We start from the raw sequence: 18,827 nt of genomic DNA, 5'->3' as shown, positions 1-18,827 counted from the left end.
ATGTTAACACGCTACAGAATCATAACCACCCGCATGTGAACCACCTCTCATTTCTTATGTCCAAGAAATGGGAGGTGGTTCACGACTGGCGAGAAGGACCTTTTACTTGTAGACGCTCTTTTGAGTTCACTATGACATCTCTCGAGGTAAAACGATGGTAAAGCGTGTGCCTACACCCTCGCGTGAAAGTACCTCAATAGAGCCGTCATGATTATCGACAATCCATTTAGCAATGGACAAGCCAAGTCCAGAACCCTCGTTGCTTTCAATACGAGCGTTGTCGGCTCTCCAGAATCTCTCAAAAATATGAGCGGCTGCTGCCTCGGACATACCCATGCCCTCATCTTCGATTGAAACTTGAACAGTTTTCTCGTCATACGCGACATTAAAAGAAATGGTGGTCTGAGCAGCAGAATATCGAGCAGCATTTTGCACGATGATACGGATAGACTGCTTAATCATTGCGGTATCAGCAAGCACCTGATAGCAATCGTCTGTTTGTGTACTCTGATCAAATTTCAGCACATACTGATGATCTGGATCAATCATTTCCGACTCTTCACAGACCTCAGAAGTTATCCGTGCAAGATTGAGCTTAGTCTTTGTGAGGGTATTTCTTCCTGCGTCTCCGCGTGCTAAGAAGAGGAGCTGCTCAACAAGGTCATGCATGTGTTCGCTCTCGGATTTGAGGGCAGCAATGGACTCGTCAAGTACCGCTTCATCTGTCTTACCCCAGCGATCCAGCATGTCAGTATAACCTCGGATAACAGCTATAGGCGTACGAAGCTCGTGACTAGCATCGTTAACAAAACGCATCTGCTGTAGCTTTGCTTCCTGCATACGACGGAGCAGTTTATTCAAGGCGATCTCAATACTTGCTAGGTCTTGGTCACCTGTTTGAATCTTAGGAGCGTTAATATTAGCTTCTTCGATGGCCTGCTCAAGACTTCTGATTTTCTCGCTTTTAACCAGGGTGTCACTTGTTGTTTTATCAGCAGCAAGTACATCTGCATTAACGAGTTGATCTGCTTTAAGAGCAAGTGTATTAAGGGGCTGAAGAGCTCTTCTGACGCGACGCATATCACCGAAGAATGATAAAAGATCAATAGTTTCCCAGATAAGAATTGCAATATACAGGGGCCAGAAACGGGCTAAGTCTACACCTAAATCAAATATTTTTGCGCCAAAAGTAGGGCCATGAACAATGTATTTTAGGCTTGAGAGTCCGTGTAAGAAAGTGAATCCAGAAAGAGAAATAGAGTGAGACTCAGTAGGGAAAAATCCTAGGTAAAAAGTACCTTGCGGAACATGCTGGTTATACATATAAATAAAAATCAGAGCAATAGTTACCAGTAAAAAGAGATCAAAGCCGACGTAATTCAGCAGCTTACGCCACCAAAATCCCCAGGTAATTACTCCAGCTGTCGACGAATCAGAGGGTGTAAAGAAAGGCTTTTTATGCTCTTGTATAGTGGAACGATTATGCTTCTCTGATGACATATCCGACTCCACGAACAGTAGTAATTAGCTTGATGTTATAGCGGTCGTCAATTTTTGCACGTAGATGGGCAATATGAACATCTACGTTATTAGTTTCTCCGGCAAACTCATAACCCAAAGCTTCAGAAGCAATACGCTCACGGCTCATAACTACACCAGCGTGTTCCATAAGCATACGGAGGACTTCAAATTCCTTAGTGGTGAGTTCGATTGTATCGTTCTTGACACAGACTTCTCTACGATCAACATCAAGCGAGACACCTTTAATTGTAAAGGTGCTTGTAGCAGCTGTTTGAGGAATTGTCGGGGAGTTTAAACTGTCTGCCTCATGGTGTTTGAGGGCCACTCGAATGCGGGCGAGAAGTTCCTCTATCGCAAAAGGTTTGGTGAGGTAGTCATCTGCACCCGCATCGAGACCAGCTACTTTATCCATAACCGAATCACGAGCAGTAAGCATGATGGTAGGCGTGTTTTTCTCGCGACGAATCCTTCTAAGAACTTCTAGACCGTTCAGCTGGGGGAGAAGTACATCAAGCAAGATAAGGTCGTAGTCATTTGATAGTGCTTTTTCAGCTCCGGTTCTTCCGTCAAGAGCTTTGTCTACTTCATAGCCCTCATGTTTAAGCTCGAGTTCTATAAAGCGTGCAATTTTTTCTTCATCTTCAACGATAAGAACCTTAATCATTTTCTCGCCTAAATATCGAAGTTTTCTATTTTAGGTTTGGAACCAATTGCATTTTATTTTTTGTCGATAACATCTTTTTTGATGGAACCCGCTGCATCTGCAGCCTTATCCATCGCCTCATTTACATCAACAACAATAGGATAAGCTCCCTGGATGTGATAACGCATTTCAAAGAACAGACCAATGATAAGTAGCCAGAATGTAGCACCCCAGAGGAATAGTCCAACAATTGGAATAATTACTGGCATGGCCATGAACTGCTCACCGCGACGAGTAACAATAAATTTTGTCTCTACGCTTTTATGGAACAGCTCTTTGCACTTCTCCCAGAGAGAAGACATGTTCTCTGAGAAATCTGACTTCTTGCTTGATTCTTGGTAGGCAATTTGAGCTGCTTCCATTTCTGGAGAAACGTCTGACTGTGCAGCTGACTCAGTAGTATAGTTTGCAGTCTGCTTAGTGGACTTGCCCTGCTTCTCGAGCCAAATAATTGCATCAAGAACATTATCATCACAAGCGTCAAGTGCTGCCTTTGCGTCCTCGTAGCTTACGCCGCACTTCTCGCGAATTACTTCAACCTTTTCTAGCTTTTCCATGATCAGCTTCCTTTCGAGATGTTAAAGACGCCTCTCGTCTTCGTGATACATGGTCTCTTATAAAGATTAACCAATTATTGAGACTAGATTAAGCTTTCATAAGTATTTTAATGGGATTGTTTACACGTCTCAATTACAGGTAGCGCGCTTACCACTTACCGATTACTTATAAAACTAGCTTGTTTTAGCTATTCAGCAGTTTGAAACTATTAAATAGTTATATATAGCTAACTTATGGCAGTTGAAGCCTTGCTTTCTCTGTCAAAGCCAGCCTGAATAACAGACACTACATTGTGAGTTTGTGGCAGGAGGCGGTGTGGGTATGGCAAATCGTCAAAACCAAAGTGTTCAAGCTACTGAGCCCAATCAAAATACAAAACAGGATCCTCAGCAATCTGAAGTAAATCCTGTTGCAGTATTGCTCGAGTGGTCAGACAGAAAAAGTATGTACGCGCTCTCTGTCATCCTTGCTATTATTGGCGTTTTGGGAGGAATGGTTCCCTACGTTGCCGCAGGCAACATGGTGGTTGGTATCTTTAATGGAATTCAAGAATGGTCGTTTTACCTGTATTGGGGACTTATAGCGGGTCTTAGCTATTTAGTAAAAATAGTTTTTCACCATCTTTCAACTATCGTTTCTCATAAGGCAACGTTTGCGACAATTGCAAACATGCGCACCCGAGTGGCAAAGAAGTTGACAACTATCCCCATGGGATATGTGCTTGATACGCCATCCGGCTCTCTCAAACGCCTTTTGGTCGAGAAGATCGATAGTATTGAAACCACACTTGCTCATGCAGTTCCTGAATTAACTTCAAACCTTACAGCTGCTTTTGCGGTTTTTGTGTACCTCATTGTTTTAGACTGGCGACTTGCTCTTGCTGCTCTTCTCACTATTATCGTGGGACTTGCCTGTTTATCAGGCATGATGAAAGATTATGAGTATTGGTATAAAAATACTATCGTAACCGGTAAAGAGATGAATAATGCTTCAGTTGAGTATGTGTCAGGAATTGAGGTAATTAAGGCTTTTGGGCAGTCCGCTAGCTCTTACGAGAAGTTCTCAAAAGCTGTTTATGCCTCTGCCCATGCTTTTATTGATTGGATGAAGCATTGCCAAATCTGGCAGGATGCCATGTTGTCCATTGCTCCTGCAACGTTAGTAACGGTATTGCCCCTTGGATGCTTGTTTGTGCTTCAGGGAACTCTTTCTCCTTCTACGTTTGTTATGTGTGCCGTGCTTTCTCTAGGTATTTTTCAGCCGCTCTTTGAAGCGATGAGCTTTATGGATTCTCTTGCGCAGGTAGGTTCTGTTGTCAAAGAAATTTCTGAGGTTTTGAATTACCCAGATCAGATGAGAGCCACGGCTCCCTGCCCACTTGAAGGGACTGAAATTAAGTTAAGCGATGTTCGTTTCTCGTATGGAAGTAATGAGGTAATTCACGGAATTAATCTAGATATTGAGCCAGGACAAGTTACGGCACTTGTTGGTCCAAGTGGATCAGGTAAGTCTACTGTTGCACGGCTTATCGCTGGTTTCTGGGATCCAAATGAAGGGTCTGTTTCTATTGGAGGACAAGATATTCGCTCCTGCACTCCAACTCAACTCGCAGACCTTGTAGCTTACGTTGATCAAGATAGTTACCTTTTTGATGAAACCATTATGGAAAATATCAGGATGGGTAAAAAAGACGCTACTGATGAAGAGGTAATTGCTTGTGCAAAAGCTTCTGGATGCCACAACTTTATCCAATCGCTTCCTCATGGTTATCAAACGGTTGTAGGAGGCTCGGGAGGTCACCTTTCTGGTGGCGAGCGTCAGCGCGTAGCAATTGCTCGAGCTATGCTCAAAAATGCACCTATTATCATGCTCGACGAAGCAACGGCTTACGCGGATCCAGAATCAGAAGCAGAGGTTGAATCTGCAGTTGCAAAGCTGGTGGCTGGTAAAACGCTGGTGGTTATCGCGCACCGCCTTTCTACTGTACAAAATGCCGACAAAATTGTTGTTGTTAATGATGGATCCATTGAAGCTGAGGGTACGCACGAGCAGCTTATGGAGGCATGTCCGCTCTATGCAACCATGTATCGCGCTCATATCGGCGCACTTGATGAGGCTTAAGGAGGGGAGTAGCAATGTTATCTGTCCTAAAAATGTATTTTCAGTTTGGAAGTTCTTATCGCCAGAAACTCTATAAGGGCCTTTTCTTTACCATTCTTGGCTGCCTCTTTGAAGGCGTACAAATAACGGCGCTTTGGATTGTTTTTACTGCTCTTACTACGGATACACTCTCAACTCAGACGATATTTTCTGCGCTGGGAGTTATGCTTCTGAGCATTATAGGAGCGTTCATTTGCGCTCATTTTAAGAGTGAGAATTTCTGTGATGCTAATTTTAGTATGGCTGGTACCAAGCGCGCGGAAATTGGAGATACACTGCGCCGCTTACCAATGGGCTATTTTAACGAGAATAGCCTTGGAGGAGTAACAGCTGTTATGACCAATCAGCTAGATGTAATGCAAAATCTTGGCGGCCTACTTTATATGATGGTTGTTGGAGGATTAGCTTTAACTGCAATTATTGTTGCGTTCTTGTTTGTGTTTTGTTGGCAACTAGGCCTTATAACTGCGGCTACATTTGTTCTTTTCTGCATTACTATGGAGCTGCTCCAGGCCTACGTGCGCAATGTATCAGATAAGTATGTAGCTGCTAATACCACCTTAATCAGCTCTGTTCTTGAATATGTCCGCGGCATTAGTGTAGTAAGGGCGTTTTCTCTTATTGATGACGCTGAAGGAAAATATGCCAAGGCAGTTGACGATTGTCGCGTTCAAGCGCTTAACCTTGAGCTTAAGGCGCTTCATTTCTCAGTTTTGCAAATGGTCATCTCCAAGGCTACCAGCATTATCATGTGCCTGGTATCAGTTGGTCTATGGCTCTCTGGAACACTTGATACAGCTACTTGTTTAACCGTAGTAGTTATGTCATTTATGTTGTTTAGTCGCCTAGAATCTGCTGGTCGTTTCTCAACTATTCTGCGTAATCTTGAAATTGCAATGGAACAAACAAACGCTATTCTCGCCACCCCCGCAATGGAGGAGGGAGAGGGTCTTGAGAAGGCGGCATCTTGCGACATTGAACTTTCACATGTTTCCTTTGGCTACGATGACAGGCAAATTCTTGAAGATGTGAGTCTATCTATTCCCGCAGGCACCTCCTGTGCCATCGTGGGTCCTAGTGGATCTGGTAAGACAACGCTTGTCCGTCTTATTGAGCGCTTTTGGGATGTAAATGCAGGTCAAGTGACCCTTGGTGGACGCGATGTGCGCGACTATAAAGTTGACGCCCTACTCCAAAATTTCTCTACCGTATTTCAGGGAGTATTCCTTTTTGATGACACTATTGAGAACAATATCAAGTTTGGTAATCCAAGTGCAACTCATGAGCAAGTAGTTGACGCAGCTAAGCGCGCCTGCTGTGAAGAGTTTATTGAGGCTTTGCCTGATGGATATGAAACACGCTTAGGAGAAGGCGGCTCAATGCTCTCTGGTGGCGAGCGTCAGCGTCTTTCTATTGCGCGCGCTATCTTAAAAGATGCGCCAATCGTTGTGCTTGATGAGGCTACAGCTAATGTTGATCCAGAAAATGAGCTTGAACTCCAGCGCGCAATCGCCGAGCTCACAAAGTCTAAGACTGTCATCATGATTGCCCATCGTTTAAAAACGGTGCGCAATGCAAATCAGATACTTGTCCTGGATAAGGGTCGTATTGTTCAGCGGGGAACCCATGAATCTCTCATGAAAGAAGGTGGCATCTACGCTGATTTTGTTAACATGCGCGAGAAAACCGTCGGCTGGAAAATTGCGTAACTACTGGCAAGCCACTGAGAAATATCACACGTAAAAAAATATGCACCCAAGCAGCGCTTGGGTGCATATAACGTTAAAGCTGAAATGCGGTTTACTGAACCTGGCAAATCATAGCAACATTAGTTGAAGTGGTGTAGTCACCAAGACGTGGGCTGGTATGAGGATCACCAGCAGTCAGAACAACAATGTCACCGGTCTCAACAACACCAACTTCCTTTGCAATGTTCAGGGCGTTGTACATGGTGTTAGAAAGAGTGCCCTGCTCAGAGGTCTTGAATGCATAGACACCCCAATAGAAGCAGGTGCGACGAACCGCCTCATCGGATGGAGACATTGCATACAGAGGGCGCTTTGGACGGAAGTTAGAAACAAGGCGAGCGGTACGACCAGAGTGTGTTGGGCAGATGATGCACTTAGCGTCAACACGGATTGCCATATCAACTGCAGCAAAGCCAGTAGCACCGTTGACGTTCTTAAGGCCCTCACGCTGGTGATAGACATCTTTGACTGGCAGGTACTTCTCGGTCTCCTTGCAGATGGAAGCCATAGTCTTTACTGCCTCAACAGGGTACTTACCAGCTGCGGACTCACCAGAAAGCATGACGCAGTCAGTGCCGTCGTAGATTGCGTTAGCAACGTCCGTAACCTCTGCGCGGGTTGGGCGAGGGTTGCGAATCATGGAGTCAAGCATCTGAGTTGCGGTAATAACAGGCTTGTAAGCGTCGTTGCACTTCTTGATGACAGTCTTCTGGATGTGAGGAACCTCAGCTGCAGGAACCTCAACACCAAGGTCACCACGGGCAACCATGATGCCGTTAGAAGCTGCAAGAATCTCGTCAAAGTTCTTTACGCCAAGAGCAGACTCAATCTTAGGGAAGATCTGTACGTTAGGAGTACCCATCTCACGGCAGATGTTACGAATCTCCTCAACTGCAGCACCATCACGAATGAAGGAGGCAGCAATTGCGTCAATACCAAGCTCGCAACCAAACATGATGTCTGCGCGGTCCTGCTCAGTGACGGAAGGAAGGCCAATGTTGACGTTAGGAACGTTTACGCCCTTCTTCTCGCCAAGCTCACCGCCGTTGATAATCTTGCAGTGCATGTCAGTGCCCTCAACGTGATCAACCTCGAGGCCAATGAGACCGTCATCAATAAGGATGATGGAACCCTTCTTGACCTCTTTTGGAAGATTCTTGTAGTCAAGTGAGAAGCGCTGAGCATTACCAATGACATCATCATCGGTAGTTACAATGACGGACTCACCAGTAGTAAGGGTGACCTTCTTGCCATCCTCGAGAAGACCGGTGCGAACCTCAGGACCCTTTGTATCAAGCATGATAGCAATAGGAATACCAAGCTCATCAGAGATAGAACGAACGCGACCAATCATAGTGCGGTGATACTCATGGCTACCGTGCGAGAAGTTAAAACGTGCGACGTTCATGCCAGCAAGAATGAGCTCACGAAGGACCTCATCACTTTCTGTAGCAGGACCCATAGTACAAACAATCTTGGTCTTTTTGCGAGCCATATCTCTCCTTTTCATAGGAATTGAAATCACATTCGGTTATCAATAGTAACCGTTTTTGAAGCGATTGTTTCTCTGGCGCTTAGCAAACCACACTTTTATCAACATAGTCAGTACCCTCAGCAAAAGCAGTTGCGTTATCAAGCGTAACCTGAGCAATTTGTGAGAGAGCCTCATGAGTAAAGAATGCCTGGTGGCTTGTCATGACTACGTTAGGGAAGGAGCAAAGGGTAGAAGTAACTGAGTCAAAGACCTCAGCACCACGGTCCTTATAAACGTTTGGATTTTCTTCTTCATAAACGTCAAGGCCACAAGCACCAATCTTGCCAGAAAGAATGCCGCGAATAAGAGCCTTGGTGTCAATAAGTCCTCCGCGACCAGTATTAACGAGAATGACGCCATCTTTCATCTTTCCGATGGTCTTATCGTTAATCATGTGATAGCTCTCATCATTCAAGAAAGCGTGGAGTGAAATAAAGTCCGAACGCTCCCAAAGCTCATCGTAGCTGACATACTCATCAACAACATGCTCGTCATTGACAAGGCTCATGTTTGGATACAGGTCTGCACCAAGAACATGCATACCAAAGCCTTTACAAATGCGGCAGAGTGCAGCGCCAATGCGACCAGTGCCTACAATACCTGCAGTTTTGCCGTGAAGGGTATCGCCAACAAGACCAACAAGTGAGAAGTTATTCTCGCGAATTCTGATGTAGCCACGGTGAATACGACGGTTAGCAGCAAGCGCAAGACCCATTGCGTGCTCTGCGATTGCTTCAGGGGAGTAAGCAGGTACGCGCGTAACCGTAATACCAAGGTCTTTAGCAGCGTTAACATCAACAGCATCAAAACCAGCGCAGCGCATAAGTAGAAGCTTAACGTCAAAGCCGGCAAGAATCTCAAGAGTCAGGATTGAAGCATCTGCGTTTACAAAAGCGCAGACAGCGTCATAACCCTTAGCAAAGCCTGCGGTCATAGGCGTAAGGTTTGACTCGATGTAGTCAATTGAAACATCTGGATACTTTGGAAGCTCAAGGTTAAAGGAATCCTTGTCGTAACTTTGAGCACCATAAAACAGGATTTTCATAACTGCCTCCTTGCCAAAACTAACGTTTGGCTTATGTTGTTATGTTCTGCGTTTATTGTACCCCTTGGATAACAATTATTCGCCGCATAACAGGAGTTTTAAGAAATATTTATGAGGTTTAAAAAAACAAAGAATACGGTAAAATGATAGAGCATTGTAAGGTCCTATGATAGGACGTTGTAAGGTCCTGACACGGCAACCTTGGTGAGCCCTTGCCCCTTCTCCTGGGGAATTATGATCGGGCATCAATCTGTCAGGTAGAAACCCAGGAGGAACATTGCAAGAGTATCTTTCAAGTGCGGCTGATGTAATCAGTGCGCAAAAAACTGATGCTGAAGCTGGCCTTTCTGATGCAGAAGCAGCTTCGCGTCTTGAGGCCCACGGTCTTAATAAGCTCAAAGAAGCGCCAAAAGAATCAATTATTAAAAGATTCTTTGCACAGATGGCTGATCCTATGGTCATCATGCTTCTTGTCGCTGCTGCGATTTCTGCTGCTGAAGGCATTTATACCGGAGAAGGCGGAATTGCAGACGTTGTAATTATTCTGTTTGTTGTTGTCATCAATTCCGTTCTTGGTGTTGTCCAGGAGGGCAAAGCCGAAGAGGCTCTTGCTGCTTTGCAAGAGATGAGCGCAGCTCAGAGCAAGGTTATCAGAGACGGTCGTCTTGAGACGGTTGCCTCAACCGAGCTTGTTGTGGGCGATATTATTCTGCTTGAGGCAGGTGACTCTGTCCCAGCTGATTGCCGCATTCTTGAGAGCGCTTCTATGAAGGTAGAGGAGTCTGCGCTCACGGGTGAATCAGTTCCTGTCGAGAAACACGCTGAGACCCTTAGCCTTGCTGAAGACACCGATGACATTCCTTTGGGTGACCGAAAGAATATGTGCTACTCCGGATCTATTGTGGTCTATGGACGCGGTCGTGCAGTTGTTGTTGCAACAGGCATGGACACCGAGATGGGCAAGATTGCAGATGCAATTTCTCAGGCAGAAGAGGGGCAGACTCCACTTCAGATTGCGCTTGATAAGCTTTCACATACACTTACCATTCTTGTTGTTGTCATCTCACTGCTTGTTTTTGCAACAGGCTTTATTAAGCACGGCGCCGAGATGTTTGGCAACTTTGACCTTGTCCTAAGTACGTTTATGGTTGCAGTTTCTCTTGCAGTAGCTGCAATTCCAGAGGGTCTTGTTGCTGTTGTTACCATCGTTCTTTCTATGGGTGTTACTAGAATGAGCGAGCGTCACGCTATTGTTCGTCGACTTACCGCAGTTGAAACCCTTGGTTGTACTCAGGTAATTTGTTCCGATAAGACCGGTACTCTGACCCAAAATAAGATGACTGTTGTCCGTCATGAGACAGAAAATCTTGATGCACATGTACGTACCATGGCACTGTGCTCTGATGCTACCTGGGATGATGCGGAACAGGTAGCAAAGGGTGAGCCTACTGAGGCTGCTCTTGTTGCAGACGCTGCAAAACTTGGATACACCACAAGTGACCTTGCTTCTTCTCGCCCTCGTATCGGCGAGGCGCCCTTTGACTCTGTTCGTAAGATGATGTCTGTTGTGGTGCGCACCCGCTCTGGCAAGGTTGTACAGCACACTAAGGGTGCGCCTGACGAGGTACTTGCTCGCTGCACCAAGATTATGACAAGTGATGGCATTATTGACCTCACCGATGAGGCTCGCTCTGAGATTTTGGCTCAGAACAAGTCTATGGCTGACCAAGCACTTCGCGTTATGGCATCTGCCCGTCGTGATTGGGGAACAGAAGCTCCTCAGAGCTATGATCCAGCTAACCTTGAGCACGACATGATCTTTGTGGGACTTTCCGGCATGATTGACCCAGTTCGTCCTGAGGTCAAGGGTGCTGTTGCAGAGGCGCATAGCGCTGGTATGCGTACCGTTATGATTACGGGCGATCACATTGATACGGCCGTTGCTATTGCGGTTGAGCTGGGCATTATTACCAATCGCTCTCAGGCAATTACCGGCGCACAGCTTGATAAGATTTCTGACGAAGAGTTTGAGCAGCGTATTGAGACAATTGGCGTTTATGCACGTGTTCAGCCTGAGCACAAGGTCCGCATTGTTGATACCTGGCGCAAGAAGGGCATGGTTACGGCCATGACAGGTGACGGCGTTAATGATGCTCCTTCCATTAAACGCGCTGATATTGGTATTGGTATGGGCATTACTGGTACCGATGTTACTAAGGGCGTTGCAGATATGGTTCTGGCTGACGATAACTTTGCCACCATCATTAGCGCCTGCGAAGAGGGAAGACGCATCTACGACAACATTCGTAAGTGCATCCAGTTCCTCTTGAGCTCCAACCTTGCTGAGGTCATTTCCGTCTTTATTGCGTCCCTGGTTGGCTTTACTATCCTTCAGCCTACCCACCTTCTGTGGATTAACCTGATTACTGACTCTCTGCCAGCTCTTGCTATGGCAACCGAGAAGGCTGAGCCAGGTATTATGAAGCGTAAGCCTCGTAACCCTAAGGACGGTATCTTTGCAGGTGGCGTTGGTTTTGACTGTCTTGTTCAGGGCTCTATCATTGCTCTTCTTACCCTTGCCAGCTATTTCATTGGCCATTACTTTGAGTATGGAACCTTTGATATCTCACAGGTTATTACTAACCCAGAGGCTGGCGTTGAGGGTATGACCATGGCATTCTTGACGCTTTCTATGGTTGAGATGTTCCACTCCTTTAATATGCGTTCTCTGCGTGGTTCTATCTTTAAGCTAACCAGCCAAAACATTTGGCTGTGGGGTTCTTTTGTTATGTCTTTGATTCTCACCTTTGTGGTAATTGAGACACCACTTTCTCAGGCATTTGGCTTTGCTGAGATTGGCTTTGAAGAGTACGCCATGGCAATGCTTTTAGCTGCATCGATTATTCCTCTGATGGAGCTTTATAAGGCTGTTATGCGTTCTGTTCAAAAGAACAAAGCATAAGGTAAGGAGCACTCTTGTCCGCTAAGCGTACAAAAAGTTCCAAAAAACTAGGAGCCGGCAGGACTCAAGGGTCACTGCCGGCCCTTTCTTCATTGCTGGATGTTCCAGCGTATGAGCAGTTGACTCCATCGTCGGCTCAGATGCAGGCTTACGCAGACGTCGTATCTGAGCTTGAAGCCCAAGGGGTTTCTCGCCAGACGATGACCATGGCTTGCGTGGTCCGCTTGGATAGGGGATTTCCTGCGGTTGTTTCGGAGCAGGGAGTGTTTCGCGCCGAGTTTGCCGCGCGCGTGACCAAGGGCCAGAACTCTACGGTGGCCGTGGGAGACTGGGTGTGCGCACGCATTCCGGACTCGCACGATATGGGCATCATCGAGGCGGTTCTGCCGCGAGAGACCGATATTGCTCGCTGGAAGGGTGGAGCCCGTGGTCAAAAGCAGACTTTGGCCGCAAACGTTGATCTGGTGCTTGTAGTACAGGCCTTGGACGGCGAGGTTGTCTCGGTAGATCGTATTGTGCGCTCAGCAGTTATTTCTAAAGACTGCGGCGCTGCTTGCGCTGTGGTGCTTACTAAGTCAGATGTGGCAGGTCCGGAGCTTTTGGCTCAAGAGATTTCTTCTATCACCGCAGCTCTTGGCTCTACAGTAAAAATTGTTGCAACAGCTTCAAAGCTTGAGGGCGAGAAAACCGATGCACTTGTAGATCTTGCGCGGACCGCTCAAAAGCTTGGAGCTGCGTGGGGAATTGATGCAGTTCGTAGTCTTGTTCCTTACGGCTCCGTGGCCATTGTGCTAGGAGAATCAGGTGCTGGTAAATCAACGCTTCTGAATGCGCTTTTGGGACATGAGGCGCTTGAAACGGGAGAAGTCCGCGAGTCTGATAAGGCTGGTCGTCATACAACGGTTGCTCGTCGCATGGTAGCGCTTCCTGACGCTGGTGTTATTGTGGACGAGCCTGGCCTCAGAAGTCTGCCTATTGTGGGTCATGAGAGGGGATTGCAGAAGATATTCCCGCATATCTCTGAAGCTGCTCAGACGTGTAAGTTTAGGGATTGCACCCATACTCATGAGCCAGGATGTAGCGTTCAAGACGCCCTGCATGAGGGCAAGATTACAGAACCCCAGTTAAAGGCGTATTTATCTCTGGCAAAAGAAATGCGAGAAAGTCAACAATCGCTTGACCCTGATGTTGTGCTTTAAGCTTTAACAGCGAAAATCCTCTAAGCACCCTGGCTTGACTAGGGTGCTTTTTGTCAAACTAGCTGGAAACATGCTATATTGAGACCGACGAGGGTTGGTCCCGCCCAGCTAATTGGGGAGGGTCAGCCCTCGTTTCTTACGTCAGTAAGATCACTCAGAAAATCAATCATTACAATCTCTGAAAAATGTAGCAGTTATGATGTTCTAAAAATTTTTATATATCAAATTAGATAAAAATTTAAATTACCCATTTTTCTTCCCGCTGCTTCAGCCTTTGGGTTTATTACTTTGCGTCAGATTCGCGTCAGCTGTCGGACATATTTGTGCAGGTAAATCTTTTGTTTTTGTATTTTCTCTCTCATGCCAAGTGCACAATCTATGTATCGCAAATGGAGGGAGGACAAACAGTGACTAAGAAAACAAGAATTTTAATTTCTGTGTTAAGCGCACTTTTGGCCAGTTTTTGTTTCTTTGCATACGTACAAAGCGTTCGCGCTGATGCAGAGAAGTCACGAGCAGAGGCAATACAAAAATACGGTGGAGAACTCACGTCAATTCTGGTGGCCACAAAACAAATAGAACCTGGAGAAACTCTCTCATCTTCTAATACCCAGATAAAAAGCTGGATTTCTGATTTGATTCCCGAAGGCGCAATTACTAATCCAGAAAGTGTTATGGGTCGTACGGTTTCATCAGTTATTGGAGTTGGAATGCCTGTTGTTTCTCTTCATCTACGATCAGTTGCCTCTCAAATTTCTATTCCAGAAAATCTTGTTGGTCTCACTATTTCCCATGGCGAGAAGTACGGATTAGCTGAGAGGCTCAGTGCTGGCACAAAGCTTGCAGCGTATGAGGTTACTGATTCTCTTATTACCTGTATTGCTTCGGATATTGCGGTGTTGTCAGATGACACCGAAGGCACTCTTTACACTTCCTCCTCCGTAACGCTTGGATTGACTCCTGAACAGGTTCCTGCCGTGCTTTCTGCATACGCTCGAGGAACACTTCGATTTACTCTTCCTGGGTCAAAGATTAACGCTCAGGACTTAGTAAAGAACAACTCCTTCGTTGAACAAGAAGACTCAAAGGATCTTTCTGACAAGACAGATCAAGCAAGCTCATCTGATGTAAGTGAAGATGTGCATCCAGAGAACCCTACTTCTTCAACAACCAACCAAAACAGCGACAGTGCGTCACAAGTAGACTCGTCTACTAATCCAGGAGGTGAAGCGTGATGTTAGAAAAGTGGATCTCATACGTAGGTCTTGACGCACGCGTTGAAATTGGAGCCATTCTTACGTACTTGGGAATTAGCAATAGGTGTGAATTTGCCGATTCAGCAGCATCTCTTAGATCAATTGTAGCCTCTTCAACTCCTCAAGATTATTCAGTCTTAATTGGTAATACCGGCTCCGATGTTTCGGATATAAATCTAGCGGCTGCAATTGTTAAAGATGGAAATGCTCGCTGTGTAGTGCTTGTAAGATCTGGCGCTTCTGGATCACTTCGTTCTAGAGCAGCTAAAGCAGGAGTTGATTTAGTTATTGACCCTATGGAATTGGGGGATCTGGTAAAGGTTGGAAGAGGGTATCAATCATACGGGGCTGACAGGCTTTCTCAGCCTTTACCAGAAGCTTCAGATTATGTTGCCAGTATCCAAGAGCTAAATACCTATCTACAATCTCTTATTCCTCTTGATAAGACTTTAAAAGCTCCGATTCTGACGTTCACTTCAGGAAGAGGAGGAGTGGGAAAGACCACACTTGTTTCTTCAATGGCACTGCTTGCTTCTTCTTGGGGCTTGAAGGTTGCGTTGGTTGATTTTGATCTGTCTTATGGAAATGCTTTTGAGAAGCTTGGAATTAGGCAGCCAAAAGACTTCTCTGATCTTGTTGCTGATGTACCTTCAGAAAAAGAGAGCCTTCTTGAAAAGGCAACTTGTGTCCATAGAAATTTGTATCTTTTTGGCCCTTGTGTAAAACCTGAAATGGCAGAGCTTCTATTTCCTTGCGTGAGTCATTTTCTTCAAGCTGTTTCTGGTTTGGTTGATTTGGTGCTCGTAGACACTACGACAGCATCAACGGATTGCTATGCTCAGGCAGCACAATGTGCAGATAGGCTGGTTATTGTTTCAGAGAACCCTCTTACGTGTATTAACTCTTTAGCAAAAGTAAGTGGACTTGCAGTGCGCCTTGGAGTGGCAAGGACTCGCATTATCCGACTTGAGAACAAAGCAAATCCAAGGGTTAAACAGGACTTCTCTGTTGGAAAAGCAGAGGTTGGTCTTGAAGCTGCAAAGATGTTTAGGATTTTTGAAGGCGGACCAGGGTTTCAAGAGCTTATTCAGCAAGGAAAGCTTTCTGTGCTGTTACAAGAGGAAACTTCATTTGCACAGTCGGTCTCTTTTGTACTTGCGCATTTTCTTAACGAGTTAGGCATTCTTCCACAACTGCGCGAGGCTCAAATTGCCCTGCAAGCAACTCCTGAGAAAAAGCCATTTAGCTTATTCAATAGGAGGAAGGAGGTGGGTTAATGCTTGTCTTTGAACGCGTTGCTAAGCAAATTGAGGCGCAAGAAGAAAATGACTCACAACTTCAAAAAGAACTATTTCTGAAGGCTAGAAAGAAGTTAAAAGAAAAACTTGTTTCTCGATTAGGACTTTCTACAGTTTCTTCTCTTATTACAGGTAGTGATATCGATCGTGTAAGAGATGAACTAAGAGTTACCTGTGAAGCAATTGTTAATGAAGAGAAGGATGAGCTTTTTAGTTCAGTTGACTATGAAGAAATAATTGAGCAAGTAATTAATGAGGTGTGTGGTCTTGGTCCAATTCAGCCACTACTGAATGATAAAGATGTTACTGAAATCATGATTAACGGCTGCAACAATTTGTTCTACGAGAAAAACGGCGAGCTATTTGAATCAAAAACGGTCTTTGACTCAGAAGAGCAGATTTTGATTGTTATGGATCGCATTTTGTCTCCATTAGGAAGAAGACTGGACAGGGTGAGCCCTATTGTTGATGCTCGTCTTGAGAATGGGGACCGTGTCAATGCGGTTGCAAGTCCTGTTGCAGTGAACGGCACTTCAGTAACTATTCGAAGATTTACCGGAAAAATTACTTCTTTGGACCGACTAGTGGAAATGAAATCACTGCCTCAATGGCTTGCAAGATTTTTGTCTTGGGCTGTGAAATGCAGACAGGGAATCGCGGTTGTTGGGGGAACGGGATCTGGCAAGACTACGCTTTTAAATGCACTTTCATGTGAAATTTCAAAGTCAGAAAGAATTGTCACTATTGAGGACTCAGCGGAGCTTAAGTTTGATTCACATCCAAATGTGGTCAGGCTAGAGGCTCGACCTGCCTCAATAGAAGGAACAGGAGAAATAACCATTAGATCATTGGTGAGAAATGCACTCCGAATGAGGCCAGATCGCATTGTAGTAGGAGAGGTAAGAGGGGAGGAGTGCATTGATATGCTGCAGGCTATGAATACAGGTCACGATGGTTCTCTAACTACATTGCATGCCGGAACCGCTCAAGAGGCAATATTGCGCCTGGTTTTGATGGCTCGTTTTGGAATGGACTTACCTGCAGAAATCATAGAGAAGCAGATTGCCACTGCACTTGATTTGATAGTTATGTCCCAAAGATTTCCTGATGGAAAACGATATGTGACCAGCGTTTCAGAAATCTCCTTGTCTTCGTCAGGATCAATTGAAGTGCAAGAGGTGGTGTCGTTTGACGTACAGAAAAGAAGTTGGCTTTTTGTAAAAATTCCTTCTTTTATCAATCGCGCAATACAAGAAGGAATACTCAATAAAAAGGAGGTTACTTCATGGATGTCTTTACTTCCACAATCACAGGAGGTGCTTTTGGAGTAATTATTTATTTTCTTGCATGTAACGGTGAAGAAAAAACTGTCTCTCAAATAAGTGCACGAATAACAGGTTATGTAGTTCAGTTTCTTCAATTTGCACGTAATAGCACTTTTGTCCAGCGCTTGCTCAAATGGGAGCCTTTTTCTTATATATCAACACAGCTACGTAATCGTTTTCTGCACAAATACGGAATCACCTTAGTTAGTGATGCTTTCGTACTGTTTTTTATTAGTGGCATAGCTGGATCCATCTTGCTTGGCGTTCTATTTGAGTCTGTGATAGGTACGCTTTGCGGTGTTTTCTCGTTATTTCTCGTTCCTTATTTTCTATATGAACATGCTAAGCATCAGTCTGCTTTAGAAATCGCCCATATGATGCCTTCGATTTTTAGAACAATCGCCGTTGCTCTTGGATCAGGTCTCACACTTTCACAATCTATTGAATATGTCAGTAAACACACAGAAGGTGTCGTATCAGAAAATTTTTATATTGCAGACATGCAAATCAAGTGCGGTTTTCCTATCGAAGAAGCTATTGAGGACTTGGCAGAAAGGTTGGATGCTCCAGGTGTTAATTTGCTGGCTAGCGCCTTAGTAATTTCACATAGAACAGGGTCTCCGCTTAAGAGTCTTTTACAGAAAACTGCTGAGTTAGTTGAATTACAAGAGAAGAATCAAAGGCTCATAGCAACAAAGACTGCTCAAGTTAGATTATCTGCTCGAATTGTATGTCTTCTTCCAGTTGTTTTATTGATTGTCTTGTCGCTTCTATCACCGGACTTTCAAAAGGGTTTATTTACGCCATCGGGCGTTATATGCACATCAATTGCAATGGTCATGGATTGCGTTGCTCTTTTGATTATTCGAAGCATTATGAAAGGAGTAATGAAGTGATGGATTTAATATGCTCCGTATTATTTGCAACATGCATAGCTATTCTCGCCCTAGTTGTTCCCGTCAATTTGAATCATTTTGATGTCCATAGCTATTATCAGCAAATTATAAGAGGCATAAAAAGTCACAAGAGAATGAGCCTCCGGGCAAAGTCTGAGTTTACAAGAAAATCATGCCTACGTGAGATGCCAGAAATGATTGACATTTTGATTCTTGGGCTGTCATCAGGGCTATCTTTTGATTCAGCGCTTGATCTGTATTGTTTGCGAGAATCTGGAGAATTATCGAGAGAGCTTTCAAATGCTCATATGACTTGGAAGCTTGGTGCTACTACTCGCGAAGAAGCACTCAATCAGATGGCGGCAAAAGTAGGAGTTCCATCGCTTAAAAGCTTTGCGACTGTTGTGAATGAAGCGCTTACTTTTGGAACTCCTCTTGCAGAAATATTAGATAGACAAGCTTCAGTTCTTCGCGATGAGCAGCGTTCGCTGTTAGAAACGGAAATTGAAAAGATCCCAATTAAAATGCTCATCCCTCTAGGAACGCTGATTGTTCCAGCAATGTTACTTGCAATTTTAGGTCCCTTGCTTGGACCTGCATTTTCTTCTTAAGAGAAAGGAAA

At 44.9% G+C, this 18,827-nt stretch carries 14 protein-coding genes; 9 read left to right on the top strand and 5 right to left on the bottom strand.

Annotation, left to right across the window (positions count from 1 at the left end):
- Window positions 1–129: 129 nt before the first annotated feature.
- The 3 genes from HMPREF1647_RS04465 to HMPREF1647_RS04455 are packed head-to-tail and all read right to left on the bottom strand — an operon-like array spanning window position 130 to window position 2,781.
- Window positions 130–1,500, bottom strand: coding sequence for a sensor histidine kinase (locus HMPREF1647_RS04465; protein WP_035432425.1), 1,371 nt, complete (start codon window positions 1,498–1,500; stop codon window positions 130–132).
- Entirely contained in the window at window positions 1,481–2,185 is a 705-nt protein-coding gene (locus tag HMPREF1647_RS04460; protein WP_035432424.1) for a response regulator transcription factor, read from the bottom strand. The genes HMPREF1647_RS04465 and HMPREF1647_RS04460 overlap by 20 nt, the downstream gene beginning before the upstream one ends.
- A gap of 53 nt (window positions 2,186–2,238) precedes the next feature.
- Window positions 2,239–2,781, bottom strand: coding sequence for a DUF4342 domain-containing protein (locus HMPREF1647_RS04455; protein ID WP_035432422.1), 543 nt, complete (start codon window positions 2,779–2,781; stop codon window positions 2,239–2,241).
- A 322-nt stretch (window positions 2,782–3,103) separates the two neighbouring features.
- Between HMPREF1647_RS04455 and HMPREF1647_RS04450 the strand changes: the two genes are divergently transcribed.
- A complete protein-coding gene (locus HMPREF1647_RS04450; RefSeq protein ID WP_035432445.1) occupies window positions 3,104–4,903 on the top strand; it encodes an ABC transporter ATP-binding protein in 1,800 nt (599 codons plus the stop codon).
- A gap of 32 nt (window positions 4,904–4,935) precedes the next feature.
- Window positions 4,936–6,651, top strand: a complete 1,716-nt coding sequence (locus HMPREF1647_RS04445) for an ABC transporter ATP-binding protein (protein ID WP_262363808.1) — start codon at window positions 4,936–4,938, stop codon at window positions 6,649–6,651.
- Window positions 6,652–6,742: 91 nt separating this feature from the next.
- Here the strand turns inward: HMPREF1647_RS04445 and pyk are convergent, their stop codons facing one another.
- A complete protein-coding gene (pyk, locus tag HMPREF1647_RS04440) occupies window positions 6,743–8,185 on the bottom strand; it encodes a pyruvate kinase (protein WP_035432415.1) in 1,443 nt (480 codons plus the stop codon).
- 79 nt (window positions 8,186–8,264) lie between these two features.
- On the bottom strand, window positions 8,265–9,269 hold the full coding sequence (locus HMPREF1647_RS04435; protein WP_035432414.1) for a 2-hydroxyacid dehydrogenase: 1,005 nt from the start codon (window positions 9,267–9,269) through the stop codon (window positions 8,265–8,267).
- Between the two features lie 277 nt (window positions 9,270–9,546).
- Here HMPREF1647_RS04435 and HMPREF1647_RS04430 point away from each other — a divergent pair, with 277 nt between their 5' ends.
- The 7 genes from HMPREF1647_RS04430 to HMPREF1647_RS06930 all read left to right on the top strand — a co-directional run bounded on the left by HMPREF1647_RS04430 (window position 9,547) and on the right by HMPREF1647_RS06930 (window position 18,816).
- Entirely contained in the window at window positions 9,547–12,231 is a 2,685-nt protein-coding gene (locus HMPREF1647_RS04430) for a cation-translocating P-type ATPase (RefSeq protein ID WP_035432413.1), read from the top strand.
- Window positions 12,232–12,245: 14 nt separating this feature from the next.
- Complete coding sequence (gene rsgA, locus HMPREF1647_RS04425; RefSeq protein ID WP_035432412.1) at window positions 12,246–13,430, top strand: ribosome small subunit-dependent GTPase A; 1,185 nt, start codon at window positions 12,246–12,248, stop codon at window positions 13,428–13,430.
- A 407-nt stretch (window positions 13,431–13,837) separates the two neighbouring features.
- Window positions 13,838–14,665, top strand: a complete 828-nt coding sequence (gene cpaB, locus HMPREF1647_RS04420) for a Flp pilus assembly protein CpaB (RefSeq protein WP_052039140.1) — start codon at window positions 13,838–13,840, stop codon at window positions 14,663–14,665.
- On the top strand, window positions 14,665–15,963 hold the full coding sequence (locus tag HMPREF1647_RS04415) for a CpaE/TadZ family protein (RefSeq protein WP_035427888.1): 1,299 nt from the start codon (window positions 14,665–14,667) through the stop codon (window positions 15,961–15,963). Before cpaB ends, HMPREF1647_RS04415 begins: the two co-directional genes overlap by 1 nt.
- On the top strand, window positions 15,963–17,315 hold the full coding sequence (locus HMPREF1647_RS04410; protein WP_035432411.1) for a TadA family conjugal transfer-associated ATPase: 1,353 nt from the start codon (window positions 15,963–15,965) through the stop codon (window positions 17,313–17,315). Before HMPREF1647_RS04415 ends, HMPREF1647_RS04410 begins: the two co-directional genes overlap by 1 nt.
- Window positions 17,270–18,205 carry a type II secretion system F family protein gene (locus HMPREF1647_RS04405; protein WP_262363807.1) on the top strand — a complete coding sequence of 312 codons (936 nt, stop codon included), beginning with the start codon at window positions 17,270–17,272 and terminating at the stop codon, window positions 18,203–18,205. Before HMPREF1647_RS04410 ends, HMPREF1647_RS04405 begins: the two co-directional genes overlap by 46 nt.
- Entirely contained in the window at window positions 18,205–18,816 is a 612-nt protein-coding gene (locus HMPREF1647_RS06930) for a type II secretion system F family protein (protein ID WP_081933318.1), read from the top strand. Before HMPREF1647_RS04405 ends, HMPREF1647_RS06930 begins: the two co-directional genes overlap by 1 nt.
- The last annotated feature ends 11 nt before the right edge of the window (window positions 18,817–18,827 follow it).

The sequence above is a fragment of the Lancefieldella parvula DNF00906 genome (genome assembly GCF_000758945.1).
Lineage (GTDB): Bacteria > Actinomycetota > Coriobacteriia > Coriobacteriales > Atopobiaceae > Lancefieldella > Lancefieldella parvula_C.
Note: the sequence above shows the minus strand (reverse complement) of the source record. Positions and strands in the feature narration are given on the sequence as shown.